General features: G+C 42.3%; 21 protein-coding genes. 2 read left to right on the plus strand and 19 right to left on the minus strand.

The window, feature by feature from the left end; translation table 11 throughout:
• Nucleotides 1-5: 5 nt before the first annotated feature.
• The 4 genes from H8716_RS13020 to H8716_RS13035 form a co-directional block, all read right to left on the minus strand.
• Nucleotides 6-1667, minus strand: coding sequence for a VanW family protein (locus tag H8716_RS13020; RefSeq protein ID WP_249309439.1), 1662 nt, complete (start codon nucleotides 1665-1667; stop codon nucleotides 6-8).
• Between the two features lie 236 nt (nucleotides 1668-1903).
• A complete protein-coding gene (locus H8716_RS13025) occupies nucleotides 1904-3673 on the minus strand; it encodes a B12-binding domain-containing radical SAM protein (protein ID WP_249309441.1) in 1770 nt (589 codons plus the stop codon).
• A gap of 70 nt (nucleotides 3674-3743) precedes the next feature.
• Nucleotides 3744-4256, minus strand: a complete 513-nt coding sequence (locus H8716_RS13030; protein WP_249309443.1) for a DUF4364 family protein — start codon at nucleotides 4254-4256, stop codon at nucleotides 3744-3746.
• Nucleotides 4253-5206 carry a TIGR01212 family radical SAM protein gene (locus H8716_RS13035; RefSeq protein WP_249309444.1) on the minus strand — a complete coding sequence of 318 codons (954 nt, stop codon included), beginning with the start codon at nucleotides 5204-5206 and terminating at the stop codon, nucleotides 4253-4255. Before H8716_RS13035 ends, H8716_RS13030 begins: the two co-directional genes overlap by 4 nt.
• A gap of 470 nt (nucleotides 5207-5676) precedes the next feature.
• Between H8716_RS13035 and H8716_RS13040 the strand changes: the two genes are divergently transcribed.
• Nucleotides 5677-6243, plus strand: a complete 567-nt coding sequence (locus H8716_RS13040; RefSeq protein ID WP_249309445.1) for a class I SAM-dependent methyltransferase — start codon at nucleotides 5677-5679, stop codon at nucleotides 6241-6243.
• A gap of 55 nt (nucleotides 6244-6298) precedes the next feature.
• Here H8716_RS13040 and H8716_RS13045 read toward each other — a convergent pair whose 3' ends face one another.
• From H8716_RS13045 to H8716_RS13085, 9 genes are all read right to left on the minus strand, one after another.
• Complete coding sequence (locus H8716_RS13045; protein WP_249309446.1) at nucleotides 6299-7615, minus strand: replication-associated recombination protein A; 1317 nt, start codon at nucleotides 7613-7615, stop codon at nucleotides 6299-6301.
• 74 nt (nucleotides 7616-7689) lie between these two features.
• Nucleotides 7690-8415: a polysaccharide deacetylase family protein gene (locus tag H8716_RS13050; RefSeq protein WP_249309448.1), complete on the minus strand. Its 726-nt coding sequence runs from the start codon at nucleotides 8413-8415 to the stop codon at nucleotides 7690-7692.
• Between the two features lie 151 nt (nucleotides 8416-8566).
• A complete protein-coding gene (locus H8716_RS13055) occupies nucleotides 8567-9094 on the minus strand; it encodes a hypothetical protein (RefSeq protein ID WP_249309450.1) in 528 nt (175 codons plus the stop codon).
• Between the two features lie 10 nt (nucleotides 9095-9104).
• The gene (locus tag H8716_RS13060) at nucleotides 9105-9968 is read right to left on the minus strand and encodes a DegV family protein (protein ID WP_249309451.1); all 864 of its coding nucleotides are present in this window, start codon (nucleotides 9966-9968) and stop codon (nucleotides 9105-9107) included.
• Between the two features lie 196 nt (nucleotides 9969-10164).
• On the minus strand, nucleotides 10165-11256 hold the full coding sequence (locus H8716_RS13065; RefSeq protein ID WP_249309452.1) for a hypothetical protein: 1092 nt from the start codon (nucleotides 11254-11256) through the stop codon (nucleotides 10165-10167).
• A 178-nt stretch (nucleotides 11257-11434) separates the two neighbouring features.
• Nucleotides 11435-12190: a 4-hydroxy-tetrahydrodipicolinate reductase gene (gene dapB, locus H8716_RS13070; RefSeq protein ID WP_249309453.1), complete on the minus strand. Its 756-nt coding sequence runs from the start codon at nucleotides 12188-12190 to the stop codon at nucleotides 11435-11437.
• Between the two features lie 99 nt (nucleotides 12191-12289).
• Complete coding sequence (gene dapA, locus H8716_RS13075; RefSeq protein WP_249309454.1) at nucleotides 12290-13186, minus strand: 4-hydroxy-tetrahydrodipicolinate synthase; 897 nt, start codon at nucleotides 13184-13186, stop codon at nucleotides 12290-12292.
• Between the two features lie 203 nt (nucleotides 13187-13389).
• Nucleotides 13390-13878: a cob(I)yrinic acid a,c-diamide adenosyltransferase gene (locus H8716_RS13080; protein ID WP_249309456.1), complete on the minus strand. Its 489-nt coding sequence runs from the start codon at nucleotides 13876-13878 to the stop codon at nucleotides 13390-13392.
• A 151-nt stretch (nucleotides 13879-14029) separates the two neighbouring features.
• Entirely contained in the window at nucleotides 14030-14659 is a 630-nt protein-coding gene (locus tag H8716_RS13085; protein ID WP_249309457.1) for a single-stranded DNA-binding protein, read from the minus strand.
• Nucleotides 14660-14921: 262 nt separating this feature from the next.
• Between H8716_RS13085 and typA the strand changes: the two genes are divergently transcribed.
• A complete protein-coding gene (gene typA, locus H8716_RS13090; protein WP_249309459.1) occupies nucleotides 14922-16757 on the plus strand; it encodes a translational GTPase TypA in 1836 nt (611 codons plus the stop codon).
• Between the two features lie 94 nt (nucleotides 16758-16851).
• On the opposite strand, the gene H8716_RS13095 is transcribed toward typA, so the two are convergent.
• From H8716_RS13095 to H8716_RS13120, 6 genes are all read right to left on the minus strand, one after another.
• Nucleotides 16852-17481, minus strand: a complete 630-nt coding sequence (locus H8716_RS13095; RefSeq protein ID WP_249309461.1) for a DUF624 domain-containing protein — start codon at nucleotides 17479-17481, stop codon at nucleotides 16852-16854.
• A gap of 36 nt (nucleotides 17482-17517) precedes the next feature.
• Nucleotides 17518-18075: a hypothetical protein gene (locus H8716_RS13100; protein ID WP_249309463.1), complete on the minus strand. Its 558-nt coding sequence runs from the start codon at nucleotides 18073-18075 to the stop codon at nucleotides 17518-17520.
• On the minus strand, nucleotides 18065-18811 hold the full coding sequence (locus H8716_RS13105) for a response regulator transcription factor (protein WP_249309465.1): 747 nt from the start codon (nucleotides 18809-18811) through the stop codon (nucleotides 18065-18067). The genes H8716_RS13100 and H8716_RS13105 overlap by 11 nt, the downstream gene beginning before the upstream one ends.
• A gap of 8 nt (nucleotides 18812-18819) precedes the next feature.
• Nucleotides 18820-20586 (minus strand): sensor histidine kinase, encoded by a 1767-nt coding sequence (locus tag H8716_RS13110; protein ID WP_249309467.1) that lies wholly within the window; start codon nucleotides 20584-20586, stop codon nucleotides 18820-18822.
• A 48-nt stretch (nucleotides 20587-20634) separates the two neighbouring features.
• Nucleotides 20635-21651, minus strand: coding sequence for an alcohol dehydrogenase catalytic domain-containing protein (locus tag H8716_RS13115; RefSeq protein ID WP_249309468.1), 1017 nt, complete (start codon nucleotides 21649-21651; stop codon nucleotides 20635-20637).
• A 61-nt stretch (nucleotides 21652-21712) separates the two neighbouring features.
• Complete coding sequence (locus H8716_RS13120; protein ID WP_249309470.1) at nucleotides 21713-22867, minus strand: enolase C-terminal domain-like protein; 1155 nt, start codon at nucleotides 22865-22867, stop codon at nucleotides 21713-21715.
• Nucleotides 22868-22905: the final 38 nt, after the last annotated feature.

Genomic DNA, 22905 nt, shown 5'->3' on the forward strand with positions numbered 1-22905 from the left:
TTCCTTTACCATTCTGCCACTCCGTCATCTGAAGTCACAGAATCATCTGTTGTTCCGTTATCAACCCAGACCTCCCCATCCGTAGTATCTGTATAGATGCCGCCTGTAGCGTTATTGGCATCATCATTTGTTACATCATTCGTTACATCATTTGTCACATCATTCGTGGTGTCGTCTGTGGTTGTCTGTCCGTCTGTCTGAGCAGTGGATTCACTCTGCTGGGTACCATCTGACGTCTCTGTCTGAATCGTCACTGTTCCGGTTGCCGCAAGCTGTGCCGCTGCCAGATCTCCCACAGCAATGGCCTGAAGCAGTGCATCCGATGCCCCTATGGTTCCCACTTCGTAAATATTCGAAGATGCCTCATAGGTACTGGAATTGATCTGTTCCTCTGTGGTTTCTCCATTGTATGTCACATACTTATAGCATACAGCTGTACTTCCCGGTGCAGCTGACTGTACCTGGTTAAAATATCCCACATTCTGCTCATCATCTGCATACAAAAGTGTAGTAGTCGGTGCCGGGATCGTACTGGTCTCCACGCCTTCATAGGATACATAACGATCCTCCGGACGATACTCCTTCCCCCATACGGTAAAGGTCAGTTCACCGCCATAGGCATATCCGGATATAAAAATCGGTGTATCCAGATTGTTGGTAAATACCAGATCCATACTGCCTTCTGCAATCGCCGCATCCATAGATGGTGGTACATAATGAACGCTCATGGTATGGTTATGTCGCTCATCAATTTCGATCTCTGCCAGAAGCAGAGCGTTATACAATGTGGTGGATACCTGACAGATACCACCGCCATACTCCTGTACTACACGGCCATTCTCATACGCACCGCCCAGTTCATAACCATTCTCGGCACTGAACGGAACCAGATGGTCACATACAGAAAAGCTCTCTCCAGGACGGATCAGATGTCCGTTGATCAGTTCAGCTCCACGCTCTACGTTGGTATTTCTTCCATAAGTGGAACCATAATAAGTAGTGTAAGTACCCAGAACATCGGTAATCGTCTCCAGATCTTCCTCGCTTGCACTCGGCTTCTGTACCTGCACGGACAACTCCACACTGGAATCTGCCGCTCCGGTCCACTCATTGGCTATGTAATCTTCCAGAATCTGTACCGATTCATCCACATTCACTACAATTCCGTCCTGACCCGGCTGCATATTGATGCCGCCGCCTCCGTCAGATTCAATGGATGCCTCCACAGGATCCTGATCATATTGTTTGCATTTTTCCACAAATGTCTTTACCGCTTCATCATTCACCGTAAATTCCAGCTGCAGATCCTTCTTCTCCTGTCCCAGATCCTTGCTGTCCTTATATCTTTTGATGGCATTGCCGGAATTGCCGATCTCAATGGCTTTCTTTGTCACATCCCTGTTCTTCCACTGCAGCCCGAAGTCTACTGCAGTTGCTTCCACGCTCTGGTCATCAATCTTCACTTCAATCGTAGAATTCTGCATATCAGACACCTTCGCCTGCACTGCTGCCTGTGCCTCTTCATAAGTCATGCCGGACACATCAATGCCTTCAATAGAAACACCCTGACCGATCCGGTCTTCTGCCTGCACCATCTGTACTTTCCCCACAGTACTGATGCAGACCGCAACGGCTGCCGCCGTCAGGATTTTTCTCCCAAAAATCATATTTACCTCCCGATATTCCCCAGGCTGCCCTGATTACATGAATGCTCCGATAATCATAGTTGCAACCATGGCAATAATAAGAACAATTGCTACTACCGCCGCAATAGTACGTTTTGTTTTTGTATTTCTCATATCTAACATATCTTTCACCTCATTCTTTCTCTGGAATACCCTGCATTTTCCAATATACTCTTATCTATTCTATGTCATTTTCCTGTATCTATCAAGTGAACTTTTCATGAAAAATTATGGTCATTTTTCTTAATAAAGTAAATACCTGCATTCTGATCCAGTGCACTGCGGTTCCGGTAATCAAATAATACCCAGCATGTGTCTCTGTCAGCCATCTCCCCCGTAGTCCAGCCGCAGATCTGTGCCATCTGAATGCTGAACCGCTCCAGATGTACCATATTCATCATCTGCTTGGCGCTGTATCCTTCATAACCTTTTAATATACTGTGCTGCTCTGCCTCGATCTTAAACCAGTCCAGGAACTGCTTCTTTTCTGCCTGCAGATCTGCTGCCCACTTCGGACGGCTCTTACTATTCTCCCTCAGATACAGATCCAGCAGCAGCAGTTCATCATATACCGGATCTTCGCTGACGGAATGAATGAATCCACGCAGCATTTCAAAACGCTGCATTCTGGAATGGCTCTGTCCCCACCAGCCCTGTTCGCCATAATATTCTCCAAGGCTCTGATACATGGTAAACGGATCGGGAAATTCTGTTTCCAGATGCCGCATGGTATTCGTGAACTGACCGCTGTTGTAATAGACTTCCACTATCTCTTCGATCTCTTTCAGTTTCAGAATCTCCTGATAGGAAATCCAGTTGGTGTAAAATACCTCATACACCGGCTGTGAATGATAAATAATACCATATTCCTCTGCCTTTTCCTGCATCTTGGATCCTTTCAGAACCTTCAGGAATCCAAGCTGGAACTGATCCGGATACAGATGATATACATCATTAAATGACTGCCGGAAACTCTCGTAATTTTCCCATGGAAGCCCTGCAATCAGATCCAGGTGCTGATGAATATTTTTTCCTGCCTGAATCCGCTTCACCACTTTACTCAGATGGGAAAAATCCATCACACGGTCGATTGCCTCAATCGTGCGAAGATTAGTGGACTGTACACCGATCTCCAGCTGTACCAGCCCCGGTCTCATGGTATTCAGGAGGGATAATTCCTCTTCATTCAGTAGATCCGCCGCTATCTCAAAATGAAAATTCGTGATTCCATTGTCATGCTCTCTGATATAATTCCAGATTGTCAGCGCATGACTGTGCCGGCAGTTAAAAGTCCGGTCCACAAACTTTACCTGTGGCACCTTCCGATCCAGGAAAAACTGCAGTTCCTTTACCACCGTCTGCGCATCTCGGAAACGGACGCTTTTATCTATGGAAGACAGACAGTAGCTGCAGGAAAACGGGCATCCCCTGCTGCTTTCATAATAAATGATCCGGTGTTCAAAATCCTCCAGATCGTCATACAAAAACGGAATCCGGTTCATATCCAAAAGTGGACGCCCCGGATTTACCACAATCTTCTGTTCTATATCCCGGTAAGTAATCCCCCGGATCTCTCTCAGCGTTTTCTGTCCATGGTAGTAAGACACCAGTTCCAGAAACGTCTCTTCTCCTTCTCCGGTCATCACGCCTGTCATGCACGGATGCTTTTTCAGAAAATCCGGTGCATCATAACTGACCTCCGGTCCTCCCGCCCAGATCTGCACATCCGGTAGAATCTTCGGCAGATCTTCCAGTACTTTTTCAATCATCTGCAGATTCCAGATATAACAGGAAAATGCCACCACATCCGGCTTTCTGCGATAGATCTCCTGCAAAATATCATCTGCATAATGGTTGATAGTGAACTCTGCCAGTTCGATATCCTTCTTATACTCCGGCGCATACTCTGCGGTAAACTTCTGCAGGCTGTAAACCGCCGGATTTGAATGAATGTATTTTGCATTCACTGCTGTCAGTAAAATCTTCATATATCTCCTTTTTGTATCTGTTCAGTACCTTCACAGCGCGGGACAGTGAATTCTGAACAGTTACTCTCTTTTACATCAGATCCTTCAGGAGACGACTGTAAATCTGTGAACTTTTCTTTTTCCAGTTATCACACAACTTGATTGCCTGTCTCTCATCCGGCACAACCAGCTTCAGATCCACAATATAAGCTTCCTTTTCCTTGATCTGAAGTGTCACCCTGAAGCCACCTTCTTCCAGATTGCTGTAGTCTGCCAGTACTGCATTCTCATCCCGCAGCTTCATTTTGTTTTCCTTCAGGTAGACTTCGATATCCTTACGAATCGCCGTGGAGATGTCATCCTTGAAATAACTTAATGTTTCTTTTCCGCTCTCTGTCAGACGGTAGTACGTACTGTTCCGTACAGTCTCTGTCTCCAGAAGCTTGGTCTCCACCATATCTGCAAGTGTCTCCTGCACCGTAAAATAATCAGTGTACTGTTCCTCTGCCACAAATGCACAGATCTGTCCATTCGTCAGTGGAAACTCCACTCTGTTCAGCAGATATAACAAAATCAGTTTATAAAGTGTATGAACTTCTTTCATAATGTACTCCTTTCATACCTTTTTCCCTGCCAGGCATCTCTTTTTTTCAGTTCCTTGTGTATCTCATTTAAAACGGTCCGCTTTCTGGTACTCCACATAGGTGCCAGGAGAAGCTCCTTCGGCCCGTCTCCCGTTAAGCGGTGTATGGTAATCTCCGGCGACAGATGTTCTACACAGTCTATTACCAGATCAATATATGCTTCCATCGTCATAGGGGATATGAATTCCTTTCCTTCTTTCTGTTCCAGATAGATCTGCCCCAGCTGCGTTCCTTTTAAAATATGCAAAAGCTGCAGCTTTATCCCCTGAATATCCATATGATTGAGATAATCTATGGTCTGAAGCACCTCTTTTCTCCCCTCGCCCGGAAGTCCGAGAATGGTATGGACAATCACATCCATCTCTCTGCTTCGCAGTCCACTGACTGCCCGTTCAAAGCATGCCAGATCGTAGCCTCTGTGTATGATCTGTGCACTCTCTTCGTGCATTGTCTGAAGTCCAAGTTCTACCCAAACGGGCTTTTGCTGATTCAACCGTGCCAGAAGATCCAGCACATCCTCAGGCAGACAATCCGGTCTGGTTGCAATGGATAAAATCACTACTTCCGGATCCTCTATGGCTTCTGTAAAAATCCGTTCCAGATAATCTACCGGTGCATAGGTATTCGTGTACGCCTGAAAATAAGCAATGTATTTCCTGGCTGGCTTCTTGTCTCTTAAGGATTCCTTCTGTATGGCAATCTGTTCCTTCACCGACAGATGGCCATCGGCTGCAAAATCACCACTTCCACCTTCACTGCAGAAAATGCATCCGCCACGCCCCACCTTACCATCCCGGTTGGGGCAGCTCATACCGCCATTCAAAGCAAGCTTATAGACTTTTTCACCGAACTGCGTCTTCAATTGCCAGTCCAGGGAACGATACGGCTTCTCACCCCAGATTTTCTGCATAAATACTCTCCTTATATAGAACGCTGCAAAAGTATATTTTGTCTTAGAACACGCTTAATTTCTATGACTCGTGCGCATCCATTAGTGACTGCTCTGCTAAACTCGCCGCTTACGCGGCTCAAACAGGCTCCACAACCACAATTAGCGCACTGCGTCACTATTTTGAGTATATAGTATTTGAACCTTTCTTGCAAGCGTGATATAGTACTATAGAATTTGAAAAGCAATCTTATTGTATTTTCGATATTGAAACAAACAGCAGATATTATTGATCATCCAATTAAATTGGTAGGATGATTTTCGTAGCATCTGCAAGTCTAGTGACAGCCTCATTGCTGCAATGCTTCTATCGCAGAATGAGGCTGTCCCATAGACGACGCAGCAGATGCAGAAAATCGACGTAATTTAATTGGATGTCATATCATATCTGCGTTCGTTTAAAAATATATCATTTGAAAGAAGGTGCCCCTTTGAAGAATTACCAAATTACTGAATTTTGTCACCATTTCCTTGAGCAGCATGTCCACCCTGGGGATTTTTGTATTGATGCCACTGCCGGCAAGGGGAATGACACTGCTTTTTTGTGTCAGCTTGTGGGGAGTCGTGGCCGTGTTCTTGCCTTTGACATTCAGCAGTCTGCGGTGGATGCAACGAATGAACGTCTCTTTGCTGAGGGTCTCTCTGATATCGGCACTGCCATTCTGGAGAGTCATGCCAATATGCATTTATATGCGGAAGCCGAAACGGTTGATTGCATCATGTTTAACTTCGGTTATCTGCCAGGCGGTGACCACAGTCTCTGTACTCATGCAGATACCAGTATCGCTGCCATCCGTGATGGGCTTTCTCTGTTAAAAAAACAGGGTATGATGAGCCTGTGCATCTATAGTGGCGGGGATACCGGATTTGAAGAGCGGGATGCGATTTTGGATTATCTGAAGCAGTTGGATCCAACACAGTATATGGTTCTGCTGTCCTGTTATTATAACCGTCCAAACAATCCACCGATTCCGGTGTTTATCCTGAGACTCCACTAACCAGCGGGGACGGGGAAAAGTGACCTAAAAGCCACTTTTCCCCGTCCCCATTGGCTCATTCTGAATGCAGCCATTCCATATGTTTTTTGATCTGTTTTTCGTACCCGTTATCGGATGCCCGGTAGAAGACTTTGTCTTTGATCTCATCCGGCAGATATTGCTGTCTGGAGAAATGTTTCGGGAAATCATGGGCATATTCATAACCAATGCCATGTCCCAGTTTTGCTGCTCCTTTATAATGGGAATCCTGCAGATGTACCGGCACGGTTGCCTTGTATTCCCGCACTGCCTGTGTTGCTTCGAAGATGGCGTTGGTTGCAGAATTGCTCTTTGGTGCAGTTGCCACGTAGATTACTGCCTGGGACAAGATAATCTGTGCCTCCGGCATGCCTACCCGTTCTACTGCCTGGGCTGCTGCCACTGCCACCTGCAGTGCCTGTGGATCTGCATTTCCCACATCTTCTGCGGCACAAATCATAATTCGACGACTGATAAAGGTCACACTTTCTCCTGCATACAGCATACGTGCCAGATAATAAACTGCCGCATCCGGGTCGGAGCCACGCATGCTTTTGATAAACGCAGAAATGGTATCGTAATGGTTGTCTCCGGTTTTATCGTAACGCACCACTCGTTTCTGAATGCATTCCGCCGCCACATCTATGGTCAGATGTATTTTTCCGTCCGCACTGCGCTCTGTGGTAAGTACGCCCAGTTCTACAGCATTTAATGCAGATCTGGCATCTCCATCCGCCATATCTGCCAGGAAGTCTGCTGCATCCTCATCAATCACTGCATCATAAGAACCCATCCCCCGTTCCATATCGTAAACAGCACGATGAATCAGGATCTTGATATCCTCTTTGGATAACGGTTTTAATTCAAACACTACGGATCTGGAAATCAACGCTCCGTTGACTTCAAAATATGGATTTTCTGTGGTGGCGCCGATCAGAATCAGCGTACCGTCTTCCACAAACGGAAGCAGGTAATCCTGCTGTCCTTTATTGAAGCGGTGAATCTCATCTACAAACAGAATCGTGCGTTTTCCATACATTCCCATGCTGTCTTTCGCCTTCTGTACCACTTCCTCCATATCTTTTTTGCCGGCTACTGTGGCATTGATCTGTGTAAATTCCGCACTGGTGGTATTGGCAATCACCTTTGCCAGTGTGGTCTTCCCTGTTCCAGGTGGTCCGTAGAAAATGACAGAGCCCAGTTTGTCGGCTTTGATGGCACGGTAAAGCAGCTTGCCCTCTCCGATGATCTCCTGCTGCCCCACCACTTCTTCCAATGTACGCGGACGAAGCCTGGACGCAAGCGGAGCCTCCTTTTCCATTGTGTTGCTTCGCATATAATCAAATAAATCCATGGGTACCTCTCTCCCTTCTCATTCGAGAATCTCTGTTACTGGTCCACTCCATGACAGCCTGTTCCATTCATGTATTATTCCAAAATCAGATCTTCCACTGTCACAAATTCATATCCTTCTTGCTGCAGTCTGTCAACAATCTGCAATGCCGCTTCCACAGATGTCTCATAATAGTCATGCATCAATATAATATCATGATCGGATATCTGCTGCATCACTTTCCCGATAATCTCCGTCACATTTTTACTTTTCCAGTCCAGTGTATCAATGGTCCATTTTACAGAGATCATAGTCACCCGGCAGTCCATGGTATCCTTCCAGTTGCCAAACGGCGGACGGACATAAGCTGTTCCATGCCCGGTAATCTCTTTTACCAGATCACTGGTTTTCTGCAGTTCCCGGCAGTTCTCCTCGTCACTCAGTTTACTGATATCAGCATGATTATATGTATGATTCCCGATCAGATGGCCATCCGCTTCCATCTGCCGAATCAGATCTTCATTGCCTGGGATATTCTCTCCGACTACAAAAAACGTGGCTTTTACACCACGTTCTCTTAATCCATCCAGAAGATTTTTCGTATAAATCCGATGGGGACCATCATCAAATGTAAGTGCCACTCTCGGCGGGAGTTCTTCTTCCTGCTCCAGCTCTGACTTCTCCTCCGCCTGCTCTGACACCGCATTCTGGCTGTTCACTGCCTGAATACGGTCTGATTTCTTTTTCAGGAAAAGTCCCATCAGAATCAGTACTGCCAGAAAAATACAATATATAATCTGTCTGTTTCTTTTTTTCTTCATGCGGCAATCCCAACACAATCCCTTGCTTCATGGTATGCCACAGCCAATGTACTTATTCACAGATACCTCGGATTCTTCTGACAATACAACACGGCTCTTTTATTCCTCTTTGGTTCAAGAATGCCTCGGCATTCTTGCTGCGAGATGGGAGTCATTTCACATCTGATGTATCTTCTTCATCCTGCTCAGGAAGCGTGGCCTGCTCCTGTTCCTCTACAGATGTTTCTTCTGCCCCATTGTCATCTTCCCCGCTCTCAGCTTCCGGGTCAATATGTCCATAGAAAATCTGCTGGTTCTGACGCTTTGGCTTCATCACTACTACATATACTACTGCACCGAGAATCCCACTGTTACTTCCTGATGAGCTTCCGCCCACTCCAAACAGGAAACATGCAATTCCTGCGAATCCAACCAGATCCAGCAGGATATATTTGACATAGGCTTCCTTCTGTGCCTGGGTAATACCATCAAAACGGTGCACGGCAAATGGTTCTGCAATATCTTCCAGTAACCAGTACAGTACCAGTGCAGCGCCCATGATAACGTTGCAGGTAGTTCCTGTCATATGACCTTTCAGCAATCCATATGCCACAACAGCCAGGGCACCTGCCAGTTCTCCGATAGAGATGACTGTAAATACCCAGCTTAATTTCTTATTAATCTCTCTTTTCTGTTCCATTTACCTTCTCCTACAGTACCAGGCAGCATGTAATTGCCAGTGCTCCATATCCGATATGGCAGGATACACTTAAGGAAAGTGGATCCATATGGACGTCCATGCCCGGGAATTCTTCTTCGATCTCTTTTTTCCATTCTGCAGCTTCCTCCGGATTGCCGGCATAAGCTGCCTGAATCGCCATTCTTCCTTCCTTCCACTCTTCTGAAAAACGATTCTCAATATCCTTATGGATGGCTTCCAACATGATCTTCTTTGCCTTCATCTTACCTCTGGACTTGGCATAAGCATCCAGCTTCTCTCCCTGAATCTGTAATACCGGCTTCAGATTCAGAATCGTACCAACTGCTGCAGCTGCCGGTGTAATACGACCACCCTTTTTCAGATATTTTAATGTTTCTACTGTAATATAAATACTGGCTGCTAATTTTGTCTTCTCCAGAATCTCTTTTATTTCTGCAGCATCTTTGCCTTCCTGAATCAGCTTCTGTGCATCCAGTACCGACTGTCTTTGGGTAACGGAAATACGCTGGTTATCCACTACAAATACTTTTCCTTCGTAGTCTCTTGCCAGAGCCATAGCTGTCTCACATGAGTTACTTAATCCACTGGACATCGGTATGTAAACAAGTTCATCATATTCTTTCAACACCTTATCCCACAGTTCTGTCACATCCAGTGGTGTCGGCTGAGATGTGCTGATATCTGCATCTTCCTTCAGCTTCTTATAGAATTCTTCCTGTGTCAGTGTAATATCTTCCAGGAATAATTCTTCATTAATATAAAAAGGCATCGGCAATACAAAAACTCCAAGTTCTTTTGCCGCGCTCTGGGTAATTCCACTGTTACTGTCTGTTACTACTGCTATTTTTTTCATATCGTCTGACCTCTCATGTCTCTTTTTCGCGAATCTGTCCGACTCTGAATATTTCTATTTTAAAATAAATTCACAGATAATACAAGCAGAAAAGAATCTCGCTTGCAGCGGATCACTTTTCATTTCACAAGATACAATTTCCTATGAAACAGGAAAAGGCAGTACCACACACGGTATTGCCTTTTCCTGTTTCATCTTATGCTTCCTGTCCGTCCTCTGCAGGTACATCCTGTGCTGCCTCTTCCTGTGGAGCTGCATCTTCCTGCGGTACTTCTTCCTGATTCTCATCTACGGTTTCATCAGAAGCTGCCTGCTGGTCTTCGCTGCCGTCAGAAGTGCTTTCACCTGTATAATCATATACTGCTGTCATCTTTGCAGTTGTCGGATCGTCACCCTGATACTCTGCAATGACATAAGTTCCATAATTCAGACCACTACGGTATACCAGTCTGGCACTGGAAGTGTCCAGTGTAAATTCTTCTTCATTCTCTGTCATAATGGTGATCGTTGTCGGACTGCAGTCTGTCATAGATCCGCCGATGTAGGAATAATCTTCTCCTTCTGATCCACCATAAGGTACTTTATCTGTCTCTTCCTGCGCATCGGTAATGGCTGTCGCATCTACCAGATCCGGTCCGTAAATATCACCATTGTAAGATACCGTTACGTAATTACCTACCTGTGTACCGTTTTTCAGATTCATATCTGCTTCGTAAATAGAGAAGTAGTAGGAATCTCCGTCATTGGCAAGGATTACGATTCTTTCTGCATTGATATCAGCAATCGTTCCTTCCAGTGTACCTGCGCCTGCTTCCGGATTAGCTTCTTCTGCCTCAGTCATCTGTTCCCCTTCTGTTACCGGAGTCTCACCATCGGCCAGATTCTTTACCATAAGTACTTTTGCATTGCTGGTGTCTGTGTCTTCTACAGAACCCTTGTACAGCACTGTGACATTGCTGCCCGCTGTGATTCCGCCTGTTACCTGAATATCTGCTCCGGTCAGGTTGAATTCCAGCTTCTTACCTCTCTCTGTCTGAATGGTCAGCTTACTTGCATCAGAGGATACTACCAGTCCCTTCAGAGATCTGGTACGATTCATGCTGTCTTCTTTTTCTGTCTCCGTCTCTGTCTGTGCTTCTGTCTGAGTCTCTGTCTCAGTCTGCGCTTCCGTTGTCACAGCTTCTGTAGGTGCCTCGGTTGGTGCTTCGGTCTCAGCCGCCTTCTTGCCGCAACCTGTAAAAATCACACATGCCAGAAGTGCCGGTATGATGAAACTTTTCTTCTTCATATAGTTACCTCCTGTTATCTATATTCCCCGATTTTACTTATATTATTACACGGATTGCTTCGTGTCTCCCGCAATCCTTTTCACAGATTATATCTTTTACCTCAAAAGAAATCAATACTGTTAAGTAAATCCTAAGATTCTTATGAACTCTCTCCCCGATCTGTGATCTTTTCTTTCCTTATCCGATTACATCCTGCATATCATAAAGACCTGCCGGTTTTCCTGCCAGATATTTGGCAGCTTCTACCGCACCTTTTCCAAATACTGCCTTGGAATATGCTCTGTGGCTGAAGGTAATCACTTCGTCCGGACCTGCAAAGATGACATCATGATCTCCCACAATCGTTCCCCCTCTGACTGCGGAAATACCGATCTCTTTGTCATCACGCTGCTGATGTACCTGGCTTCTGTCATATACATAATGATACTGATTGTCCATTGCTTCATTCAGAGAATCTGCCAGTGCCAGAGCTGTACCGCTCGGTGCATCACATTTCAGCCTGTGGTGCTTTTCTACGATCTCCATGTCAAATCCGGCTGTAGCCAGTACTTTTGCCGCATCCTGCAGCAGCTTCAGCAGAGTATTGATGCCCAGAGACATATTGGCGGACTTCAGAATTGCCACCTTTTGGCTGCATTCCTTCATCTTGTCCAACTGTTCTTCTGTCAGACCTGTGGTACACAGTACCAGTGGGAGCTGTCTTTCGACACAATAATCCAGCACACCGTCTGTTGCTTTGAAGGATGAGAAGTCAATCATCACATCTGCTTCCACCTGGCATGCCTTAATATCTGTAAATACCGGATATCCGTTGTCTCTGCAGTCTGCCATATCAATTCCTGCCACGATCTGTGCATTCTCATCCTTTACAATCAGATCTGTAATCACCTGTCCCATATGGCCATTGCAGCCATGCATAATTACTTTTACCATCTTTTTATCCTTTCTTATTCTAAAAAGGCAGCGTGACCCTCGCAGGTTTCGCCGCCTTTGTTGTTACCTCAAAATGGGAACTGCCTCCCACCTGTTCTGTTATTCTTCGCAGCACTTAATTCCAAAATCTTTCATTGCCTGAATCAGCTTCTGTCTGTTCGCTTCTTCCATCTCACACATAGGACCACGGAATGCGCCTGCGTTCATTCCCATGATATTCAGTGCAGTCTTAACCGGAATCGGATTTACTTCGCAGAACAGTGCATCTACCAGCGGAATTGCCTTCAGCTGGATCTTGCGGCTGGTCTCCACATCACCGTTCAGATAAGACATTACCATGTCATGTGTCTCCTTTGGTGCAATGTTAGAAAGAACGGAGATAACTCCCAGACCGCCAAGAGACAGTGCCGGAACTACCTGACCGTCTTCTCCTGAATACAGATCAATACATCCGTCAGCCAGACTCATCAGCTTGGCAACCTGTGCAATATTACCGGATGCTTCCTTGATTGCTACGATATTCTTTACATTCTTTGCCAGATAAACGGCTGTCTCCGGCTGGATATTACATCCTGTTCTGCCCGGTACATTATACAGAATGATCGGAATATTTACAGCTTCTGCAACTGCTGTAAAATGACGGATCAGACCTTTCTGTGTTGCCTTGTTATAATATGGTGTTACCTGAAGCAGCGCATCTGCGCCTCTCTTCTCTGCTTCTACTGACAGATAAATGGCTGTCTCGGTACAGTTAGAACCGGTTCCCGCAATAACCGGAACTCTCTTTGCCACTTTATCTACTGCATATTTGATCACATCCAGATGTTCATCATGTGTCAGTGTAGATGCTTCGCCTGTGGTACCACAGATAATGATCGCATCGGTACTGTTCGCAATCTGGTATTCCAGAAGTTCACCAAGTTTGTCATAATTAACCTCACCATTGTCAAACATTGGCGTAACAATTGCCACACCTGCTCCTTTAAAAATAGCCATAACATCCTCCTTGTTGTTCGTAATATCCTGATGACTTTTTTCGTATCTGTTCAGTACCTTCACAGATACGAAGTGGATTCTGAACAGTTACCTTTTTTCTATAAAATAAATGAAAAAGAAAAATGGAGCCAGGCCCACCGACCTTGCCCCAGCTTTCTCTCATCATATCATTATTGATTTTTCTTGTCAAACCATTTATGATACTATGATCTTTTTTTCTCCATAACTGTCACTTCATCTGCCTGATCCCACAGTTCCCTCGCCTGATACAATCCAGTCAGAATCAGATCCATATCTTCATTTTTCAGAGTCATCAGTTCCCGGATATCTTCTACCGATACGATCTCTGTATCCAAAAGTCCCAGCACTTCATCCAGAACCAGCACGTCACAGCCCTGGGTGCTCAACACCTTTCTGGCAAAATTCAGTCCGTTACGGATATTCAGTTTTTCTTCTTCCCGCTCTTCCTCATCCATATCCAGATAGCACTTTTCTGAACGTTCGAAACGGAACATCTTAATCTCCGGTTCCAGACGCCGGAAAAATTCTATGTTCTCGTCCCCTCTTTCCTTTAAGAACTGAATTATCATCACACTCTTTCCGCAACTGGCTGCCAGAACTGCTTTTCCCAGAGCGGCCATACTCTTTCCTTTTCCCTCTCCGCAAAACAGCATTGTATGACCTTTTATCATTTGTACTTCTCTTAGCTCCCTCGTCTTATGCTCATTTTTATAACTTTTTAACCCAGGTGTGAAGCCCTTTGGCTGTCACAGTACTCATATTGTACCTAAGTTGTCCAGTCACTCTATCACATTTTCTGCAGAAATGCAAGCCAGAAATATCTCAGGCCCGCAGCCATTCCAGTTTACTGACCGATACTTCATAAGCGGTACGTCTTTCCGCATACTCTCCTTCGATCTTTTTCACATATTCACGGCTCTGAATCCTTCCCCAGATCTGGATATGATTTCCTACCTCAAATCCGGCTGTGAATCTTGCATTTCTCCCCCAGCAGATACACGGAATATAATCAGATTTTCCATATGGACGGTTTACCGCAATCAGCATATCGGATATCTCCCGTCCCAGAGGTGTCTTCCGGTAAACCGGTACTTTGCAGATATAGCCATCCAGGAAAATCTGATTGGTCTTTACTTTGTCTGTCTCCTCCTCCGTAAAACAGATTTCTCTGGCGAATACGGACAGCACCAGTCTGTTCCGTTTTTCTTCGTGCCGGTTGTAGGAACGGAACTGTCCTGTTACCTTCACGAATTCCCCTCTGTAATCTTCATTTACGTCAATCAGCCGCTCGGATACCATAACCGGGATCCGGTCGCAGGACTCACTGAGTCTCTTTACCTGTACATCCACAAGATAAAATCCTTCTCCGAATACTTCATGGCTGAATACGAATTCAGACACGATTTCTCCTATGATTGATACCTGGTTATTCTCAATAATTTTGTCAGACATATGTATGCATTCTCCCTTCTTCATCGCAAAGTATTTTTTCGTATTGCGTTACATACATATGTTTATTCCCTCATGTAGACCTTTAGAACGCTGCAGCACCTGATTTTATCAGGAAAATATCGCAGAATCCGGCATTTTTCGGGTATTTTTTATGCTTATCTGACAAAATTCTTCTTATTAAATGGTGTGAGGCATAAAAAATCTTGTAAAATGAATAAAATGTGGTAGAATAATTCGGAGAATGAAGGAAAGAAGGTACTGTATGAATCGAGAAAAAATCCGTAATATTGCGATTATCGCACACGTTGACCACGGTAAGACGACTCTCGTTGATGAATTATTGAAGCAAAGCGGTGTATTCCGTGCCAATCAGGAAGTAGCAGAACGTGTCATGGACTCCAATGATATCGAACGTGAACGCGGAATCACTATTTTATCTAAAAACACAGCTGTTTATTATAAAGATTATAAGATCAATATCGTAGACACCCCTGGACATGCTGACTTCGGCGGAGAAGTAGAACGTGTCCTGAAGATGGTAGACGGTGTTATCCTTGTAGTAGATGCCTTTGAAGGCTCCATGCCTCAGACAAAGTTCGTTTTAAGAAAAGCTCTGGATCTGGATCTTCCGGTTATTGTATGTATCAATAAGATTGACCGTCCGGAAGCACGCCCTTCTGAAGTAATTGATGAGATTCTGGAACTGTTTATTGATCTGGACGCTTCTGATGAACAGCTTGACTGCCCATTTATCTATGCATCTGCCAAGGCAGGATATGCGGTTATGGAATTGACAGATGAGCACAAGGATATGACTCCTCTGTTTGAGACCATTATCAATTATATCCCGGCTCCACAGGGCGATGAGGAAGCTCCGCTTCAGGTTCTGATCAGTACTATTGATTATAATGAATACGTTGGACGAATCGGTGTCGGTAAGGTAGATAATGGTTCTATCCGTGTGAATCAGGATGTAGTGCTGGTGAACCACCACGATCCGGACAAACGCCAGAAGGTAAAAATCAGTAAATTATATGAATTTGACGGACTGAATAAAGTAGAAGTCAACGAAGCCGGAACCGGTTCTATCGTAGCCATCTCCGGTATCGCAGATCTGCACATCGGTGATACTCTGTGCGCACCGGAAAAGGTAGAGGCTATTCCATTCCAGAAGATCTCTGAGCCGACGATCTCTATGCAGTTCCGTGTGAATGACAGCCCACTGGCAGGACGTGAAGGTAAGTTCGTTACCTCCCGTCATCTGCGTGACCGTCTGTTCCGTGAGCTGAACACAGACGTCAGCCTGCGTGTGGAAGAGACAGACGATATGGACTGCTTCAAGGTATCCGGACGTGGAGAACTTCACCTGTCTGTCCTGATTGAGAACATGCGCCGTGAAGGCTATGAATTCGCAGTCAGCAAAGCAGAAGTTATCTACAAAGAAGACGAACGCGGCAAGAAGCTGGAGCCAATGGAGATTGCTTATGTAGACGTTCCGGATGAATTCTCCGGCACGGTTATCAACAAACTGAGCATCCGTAAGGGTGAGCTTCAGGGAATGAGCCAGACCAGCGGTGGTTATACCAGACTGGAGTTCTCCATTCCATCCCGTGGTCTGATCGGTTATCGTGGAGATTTCCTGACGGACACCAAGGGAAATGGTATCCTGAATACCACATTTGACGGTTATGGACCATTCAAGGGCGAGATCCAATACCGTAAACAGGGATCTCTGATCTCCTTCGAAACTGGTGAATCTGTTACTTACGGTCTGTTCAATGCACAGGAACGTGGTACTCTGTTCATCGGACCTGGTGAAGCTGTTTATTCCGGAATGGTAATCGGTATGAATGGTAAGACAGACGATATCGAGCTGAATGTCTGCAAGACCAAGCATCTGACCAATACCCGTGCTTCAGGATCTGACGATGCACTGAAGCTGACCGTACCGAAGATCCTTAGTCTGGAAGAAGCACTGGACTTTATCGATACCGATGAACTTCTGGAAGTTACTCCAAAGTCCTTACGTATCCGTAAGAAGATTCTGGATCCAACTATGAGAAAACGTGCTGCTTTTGCAAGAAAGAATGCACAGTAAGCAGCGGCTTTTGACCTCAACATTTTAATAGATCTATATAAAAAAGGATTTCACCGGAAGGTATATTTTTCACTTCACCGGGAAATCCTTTTTCTTATTCTTTCACCATTTTCTTTTCCATATCATTTAGAATCTTTTCCATTTTTATTGAAATAATAAAACATATGATTCCAGGCAAAGCAAAGGCTATCCCTAAAGCCTGCGGTATCATAACAATTAGCAATATTGTCCCATAAATTAAAATACAAAATAATATCGTATTCAGAAAATACTTGATCGACAAATAGTAAGACAAAATAAAATATTCTTTTATCGAAAATGTAAATCTTGAAATTAATGGAAATATGTATGGAAAAATAATAAATAACGGAATGAATAATGCTCCTATAATAAATCTATATAATTGTAACGATCCAGTCTGTTTACTCAATACTGTACTGAAATATGTTCCTCCTCCTATAATGACCGCATAACCTATCATAATTGCCACGGCTAAAAACGAATCTTTAAAATTGTTCCGAAAAGATCTAAAATATGTTTTTATGATATCACCGTTTTCCTGTACAACCGATTTTTGAATTGTATCATATAACGAGGTCAATGCCGGACCTGCCGGTATCAGAAAAAGACACAAAATAAATGTCAGCACACCAATTAAAATAACCAATACCGTCTTATAAATGAACTGAAATATCGGCAATTCCTGATTGAAATATTGATTCATTTCTTTTTCCTCACTTTCTTCCGTATGCTATTTCGATTATTTCATCAAATTTTGTATATATTTTTCATCTTTTTTATAATCCATCTCATTTAATTTATCAAACGTATCCCTGGAACGAATACATATCCAGTAATCATTTAATACTGCTTTATCAAACTCCATTCCCTTATCTTTTTCTGCGATTTCCGACATAGCAATCACATTTTCAAAGAATTTATCATTATAATGCTCCAGCAATTTCAATATTTTCGTATCAAGAATATACACATTTCTTTCTAACACTTTTATCTCAGTCATCATTTTTAATAACTGTATTCCATCTTCATAACTGTTTGCAACTTCTCCTGTTTTCATATCAGTCTGAACGCTTAAACGATCTAAGGCCACCTCTACTTTTCCATCTCCATCCTGATCAATTCCAAACTTCTGAAAAAACTCTTCCAGCTTTCTGTATGTTTCATCATAAAATTTATCAGATGTTGCTATCACAAAAGTATAATCTGCATTATTTTTTGTCCGAGCATCCTGAATAACCAGTGCACAAAGAATGACGCATCCGATTAACAGTATTATCCACTTCTTTTTATTCTTCATTCTGATTCCTGCTCTTTGTTATCGTTTTTGGTTCTACCCCATAAAATTGTTTAAATTTTTTGCTGAAATACTGGGAGGAATTTAATCCTACCATATATGCTACCTCATAAACTTTTAAGTCTTCCCGTTCCTTTAAAAGTTCCATTGCTCTCTTCATTCTTATCTCGTCCAGTAATTTACTAAAACTTGTCTGCTTATTTTTTAGTAACGTCTGTACATAACTGGTGCTAATAAACAATGCTTCGGCAGTTCCTTTCAAACTCAATTCTGGATCTTGATAATTTTGTCTGATAAAAGAAATCACACGGTCTGTAATATTCTCGCTCTTTTTCTCATCAAAATCTGTTTCTTTTTTTTCCGGTTTTTCCCATTTTTTAATAATTTTCTCAACAACAGATTTCACGTCATCGTTGTTAAATGGTTTAGTCAAATAATCTACCACCTGATATTTTATTGCCTGTCTGGCATATTCAAATTCTTTATATGCTGTCAACATAATCACTTTCGTATCCGGGTGTTCCTGATTTATAATGCCTGCCAGCTCTATTCCATTTATAAATGGCATATTTATATCCAGTATTACAATATCTGGCAATTTTTCCCTAAACATCTTCAAAGCTTCTTCGCCATCTAAAGCCACGCCTATCACTTCTGCATTTATACTTTTCCAGTCAATCATTTTCTTTAAACATGTTCCAATTATTTCTTCATCATCAGCAATTAATATTTTGTACATTTCATCACCTAAACCGTATAATAATTAGAATCAGGAATTATAAGTATCACTCTTGTGTATTCTCCTTCGACACTGTCTATTTGAATGCCATACTCATCTCCAAAACGCAGCTGAATTCTTTTATTTACATTCACCAGGCCAATATGACTATTCTTCTCTTTTTCACTTATCTCTGATAATGCATTTTGTAAACTCTTAAGGTACTCTTCTTTAATTCCCGTTCCATTATCCACAATTTCTATCTGAACCTTTCGATTCTTTCTATATACATTGATCTCTATATATCCCAAGCCATGTTTTTGCTGGATTCCGTGTATAATCGCATTTTCCACCACTGGCTGAAGAGACAATTTTAAAGCTATATTATTCATCAGTTCGTCTGAGACATTAATCTTATAATCCATCTTTTTTCTGTATCTTAATTTCATAATTTTCAGATAACTCTGAACATGGTAAATTTCGTCTCCCATACGAGTTACATCATCCCCATCAATTAATGCCCCTTTATAAAAATCACCAATTGCACCAGCCATCTCTTCTGCTTTTTCATCTTGCATAATAATAAGACATTTTAAAGTCTCTAAAGTATTATATAGAAAATGTGGATTGATTTGCATTTGAAGCATTTGTAAATACATCGCATTTCTAAGATGCTGCTCTTTTTCAATTCTTTCACAATCATCCTGCACTTTCTCAATTAATTTGTTATAACACGATACCAGCGAAGATACTTCATCATTTGACTTTGGAGTAAAAGAAACAGGCATCAGTTTTCCAGTCTCAACAGTCTGAATGATATCTTTCGTAACACGATTAATTGGATTGGTCACTTCTTTTACAATAACCAAGTTTATACAGAACATTCCTATTCCAAAAACAAAAATCAGTATAAGTACACTGGATATACTTTCAAAACTATTCTTATTTATTTGTCTTTTGGGATAAATCAAAGATAGTTTCCAATCTGTTGTTTCTATTTTTTCTGTAAATATGTAGTAATCCGATGTATTTACAAAATTATCTCTATCTATACTTTCCAATAATTGATAAAGATCCTCCTGTGTAAATCTGGATGTATCCTGTACACTGGATATCATATTATTCTGATTTAACTGCAGAACCAAATATTCATTTTCCTGTGCATTTTCTATAAAATTTTCTAACTCTTCAGCATATATATTTACTACAAAAAGTGCCTCTGTTTTATAATTAATCTTTATTTCCAGTATCTCACTTACTATTTTTTTGTTTGAATCTGTATCTAAATAGAAATTTTCTCCAAGTTCTGTACTCCAGGTAATTATCTTATTCGGATCTGCCATTTCTAACGTTTTTGCATACAGATCCTCTTGTAAAAAATTTCCTGCAACGTTTGTTGACTGATAGTATTCCTCTCCGTCTTTCGTAAATAGCATCATTGAATGAATGTATCGATAACTACGCATTGCCTTTATTAACATTGGATAATACTGCGCAAAATATATAGAAAAAGCTCTATGATTGTTTAATATGTCTTTTGACACCCCTATTTTTTTCTGTATATCTGAATATATATCCAAGGTATCTTCTGCAATCTGATTTAAAATCAGACTGATATTACGATCTATCTGAACGAGTCTCTCTCCATTACCAGAAATTGTTTCTTTTTGCATATTTCGATAAACCGTTGCCTGCATAAAAAGAACCATTGAGAAAAGAATTACAACCATATTACCTAAAACGACTGTCATGATTTTTTTCTGAAGCGATAGTCCTTTTGTCCACTGTCTCAACATATATTTCTCCTTCTATTTCTCAACGGTTCTTTTTTATTCTATACCTTTTTATTCATTCATTACTATCATTGTTTTTATACTGCTCTCTTGATGGGAAAGTGTATATTCAAATGCACTTTGAATATCATCAAACTCGAATTTTTTTGTTATCATTTTATCTGTGATAACTCCAGCATTCAACCATTCCACGACCGTTGGAAACTGATTACAGTTCATTCTTGATCCAACCAGAGTCAATTCCTTTTTTGTAATATGTACAATTGGTATATCTGCTGGTCTTGCATCAAATCCAATGACAGCTATTCTCGTCAATGGTGGTGCAAGTTCAACTGCCATTTTAATTAATGCAGAGTTTCCAACCGCATCAATGATAATATCAACGCCTTCCGGTGCAAAACTGTTCAATGCATCTTCCAGGCTTTCTGTTTTAGTATTTACTATTGCATCTGCACCAAATTGTTTTGCATATTCCAATTTTGAATCAAACACATCACTTACCAGAACTTCTGCCCCAAGTCCTTTTGCTGCCTGAACAATTCCAAGTCCAATTGTGCCCGCCCCGATGACAAGAACTTTCTCTCCGCTCTTTGCGTTTGTTCGGGAAAGAATATTGGAAGCAATCGAGAACGGTTCACCTAGCGCTGCTATTTCAAAAGGAACGTTTTCATTATATGCAAAAACTTTTGAAGAATCTACCGCAATATATTCCTGGAACCCTCCGTCGCATTGTACTCCAAAGCATTTCACATCTGCACATACATTTCCATGACCTCTTAAACAAATTTTACAAGTTCCACAAGAAATAACCGGATCAAGGATAACATGATCTCCTACTTTTACATTTATGACATTTGAGCCGATTTCTTCTACTACCCCTGATAACTCATGACCCATGATTCTTGGCAAGGCAACATCATTGCGCCCTTCCTTAAATACATGAAGATCCGTCCCACAAAGTCCTACTGCCTTTACTTTTATTAACACTTCTTGGTCCGTACAGATCTTTGGTTTCTCTACCTGCTCAACTACAATCTTTCCAACTTCAACCAACTTTGCTGCTTTCATCTTTTTCTCCTGTTCTTAGAAAAACAGGGTGCGTAAAACGTCCCCTGTTTTCCAGTTCTAACTAGTTCATAAATTCAATATGCTTGATTACGCCCATTTTTCTCATTAATTCCAGATCTGGCTCCAAGCCTGCTCCCGGAAGTTCATCCAAAATAAACTTTCCATCTTTTTCTTCTGGAACACGTTTCATATATTTAGCCAAAGGTGCAATAATTGGTGCAAGATATTCCACCATATCTGTTTCTTTTCCAGATGCAATATACGAAGCCGTTAATTGAGATATTCCACCAGAAGTAAATTCAATATCATTATCATATGCCAGTTGTCTTCCTCTCCACCAATCCTTTACTGCACACAAATTCGTTGGAATCGGCTGAAGCTGACCTACACCACAATGTACATATTCTTCCAGCATGTAATAATTCTTAACAGATTCTCCCATTCCTATTGGTACCGGACACATCTGTGTTATTTTTGCAAGTTCTCTGAAATCATGCGAATGAACCGGTTCTTCATACCATGCAATATTGAATTTTGCTATTTTGTCATAAAATGCCATGGCCTCATTGGCTTTCCATATCTGGTTTACATCTACAGCCAGCCTCTTATCTTCTCCTATTTCAGATCGGATTACACGGATTTTTTCAATATCTGCATCAATCGTTGTTCCAAAATTTGTACCAACTTTAATTTTGAAACAGTCATATCCTTTATCCAGGAAATTGTCAACTTCTACAATGCATTCGTCCAATGTTAAATTTGTGCCACAGCCGCTCGCATACACCTTTGCCCAGTTTCTTGTAGCTCCCAAAAACTTATGTAATGGAAGTTCTGCCCTTTTCGCCATTAAATCATGCAAAGCAAGATCTAACCGTCCAAGTTCATTCGCTACGCCACTGGAAAATCCGTCATTTCGGATCGCCCAATAACATTTCTCATACCATTCTTCATATGATTTCTTTTCTCCTGTCATAATCAATGGTAGAATTCTTTTTTCCATAATCGGACCACATGGTGCCTGTCCCACAATTCCAAATTCATCTTTCAAAAACAGCCAGCAGTCAACCGGAACAACATCAAATGGTCCACCTGACGCATCATAAAAGGATTTTGGAGCTTTCATTGGATTAAAATAATATATCACAGCCTCTTTGAATGCAAATGGAATCTTGCACTGTTCTCTATATACTTCTGGAAATGTCTTTTCTACTTTCATATTCTGCTCTTTCTGGCAAATGATAGTGCCAACTGATT

Origin of the sequence: Jingyaoa shaoxingensis (assembly GCF_014385005.1) — a bacterium.
Taxonomy (GTDB): Bacteria; Bacillota; Clostridia; order Lachnospirales; family Lachnospiraceae; genus Marvinbryantia; species Marvinbryantia shaoxingensis.

Coding starts and splice junctions, on each gene's coding strand:
- H8716_RS13020 (WP_249309439.1), bottom strand. CDS start 1,667: ATGATTTTTGGGAGAAAAATCCTGACGGCGGCAGCCGTTGCGGTCTGC.
- H8716_RS13025 (WP_249309441.1), bottom strand. CDS start 3,673: ATGAAGATTTTACTGACAGCAGTGAATGCAAAATACATTCATTCAAAT.
- H8716_RS13030 (WP_249309443.1), bottom strand. CDS start 4,256: ATGAAAGAAGTTCATACACTTTATAAACTGATTTTGTTATATCTGCTG.
- H8716_RS13035 (WP_249309444.1), bottom strand. CDS start 5,206: ATGCAGAAAATCTGGGGTGAGAAGCCGTATCGTTCCCTGGACTGGCAA.
- H8716_RS13045 (WP_249309446.1), bottom strand. CDS start 7,615: ATGGATTTATTTGATTATATGCGAAGCAACACAATGGAAAAGGAGGCT.
- H8716_RS13050 (WP_249309448.1), bottom strand. CDS start 8,415: ATGAAGAAAAAAAGAAACAGACAGATTATATATTGTATTTTTCTGGCA.
- H8716_RS13055 (WP_249309450.1), bottom strand. CDS start 9,094: ATGGAACAGAAAAGAGAGATTAATAAGAAATTAAGCTGGGTATTTACA.
- H8716_RS13060 (WP_249309451.1), bottom strand. CDS start 9,968: ATGAAAAAAATAGCAGTAGTAACAGACAGTAACAGTGGAATTACCCAG.
- H8716_RS13065 (WP_249309452.1), bottom strand. CDS start 11,256: ATGAAGAAGAAAAGTTTCATCATACCGGCACTTCTGGCATGTGTGATT.
- dapB (WP_249309453.1), bottom strand. CDS start 12,190: ATGGTAAAAGTAATTATGCATGGCTGCAATGGCCATATGGGACAGGTG.
- dapA (WP_249309454.1), bottom strand. CDS start 13,186: ATGGCTATTTTTAAAGGAGCAGGTGTGGCAATTGTTACGCCAATGTTT.
- H8716_RS13080 (WP_249309456.1), bottom strand. CDS start 13,878: ATGATAAAAGGTCATACAATGCTGTTTTGCGGAGAGGGAAAAGGAAAG.
- H8716_RS13085 (WP_249309457.1), bottom strand. CDS start 14,659: ATGTCTGACAAAATTATTGAGAATAACCAGGTATCAATCATAGGAGAA.
- typA (WP_249309459.1), top strand. CDS start 14,922: ATGAATCGAGAAAAAATCCGTAATATTGCGATTATCGCACACGTTGAC.
- H8716_RS13095 (WP_249309461.1), bottom strand. CDS start 17,481: ATGAATCAATATTTCAATCAGGAATTGCCGATATTTCAGTTCATTTAT.
- H8716_RS13100 (WP_249309463.1), bottom strand. CDS start 18,075: ATGAAGAATAAAAAGAAGTGGATAATACTGTTAATCGGATGCGTCATT.
- H8716_RS13105 (WP_249309465.1), bottom strand. CDS start 18,811: ATGTACAAAATATTAATTGCTGATGATGAAGAAATAATTGGAACATGT.
- H8716_RS13110 (WP_249309467.1), bottom strand. CDS start 20,586: ATGTTGAGACAGTGGACAAAAGGACTATCGCTTCAGAAAAAAATCATG.
- H8716_RS13115 (WP_249309468.1), bottom strand. CDS start 21,651: ATGAAAGCAGCAAAGTTGGTTGAAGTTGGAAAGATTGTAGTTGAGCAG.
- H8716_RS13120 (WP_249309470.1), bottom strand. CDS start 22,867: ATGAAAGTAGAAAAGACATTTCCAGAAGTATATAGAGAACAGTGCAAG.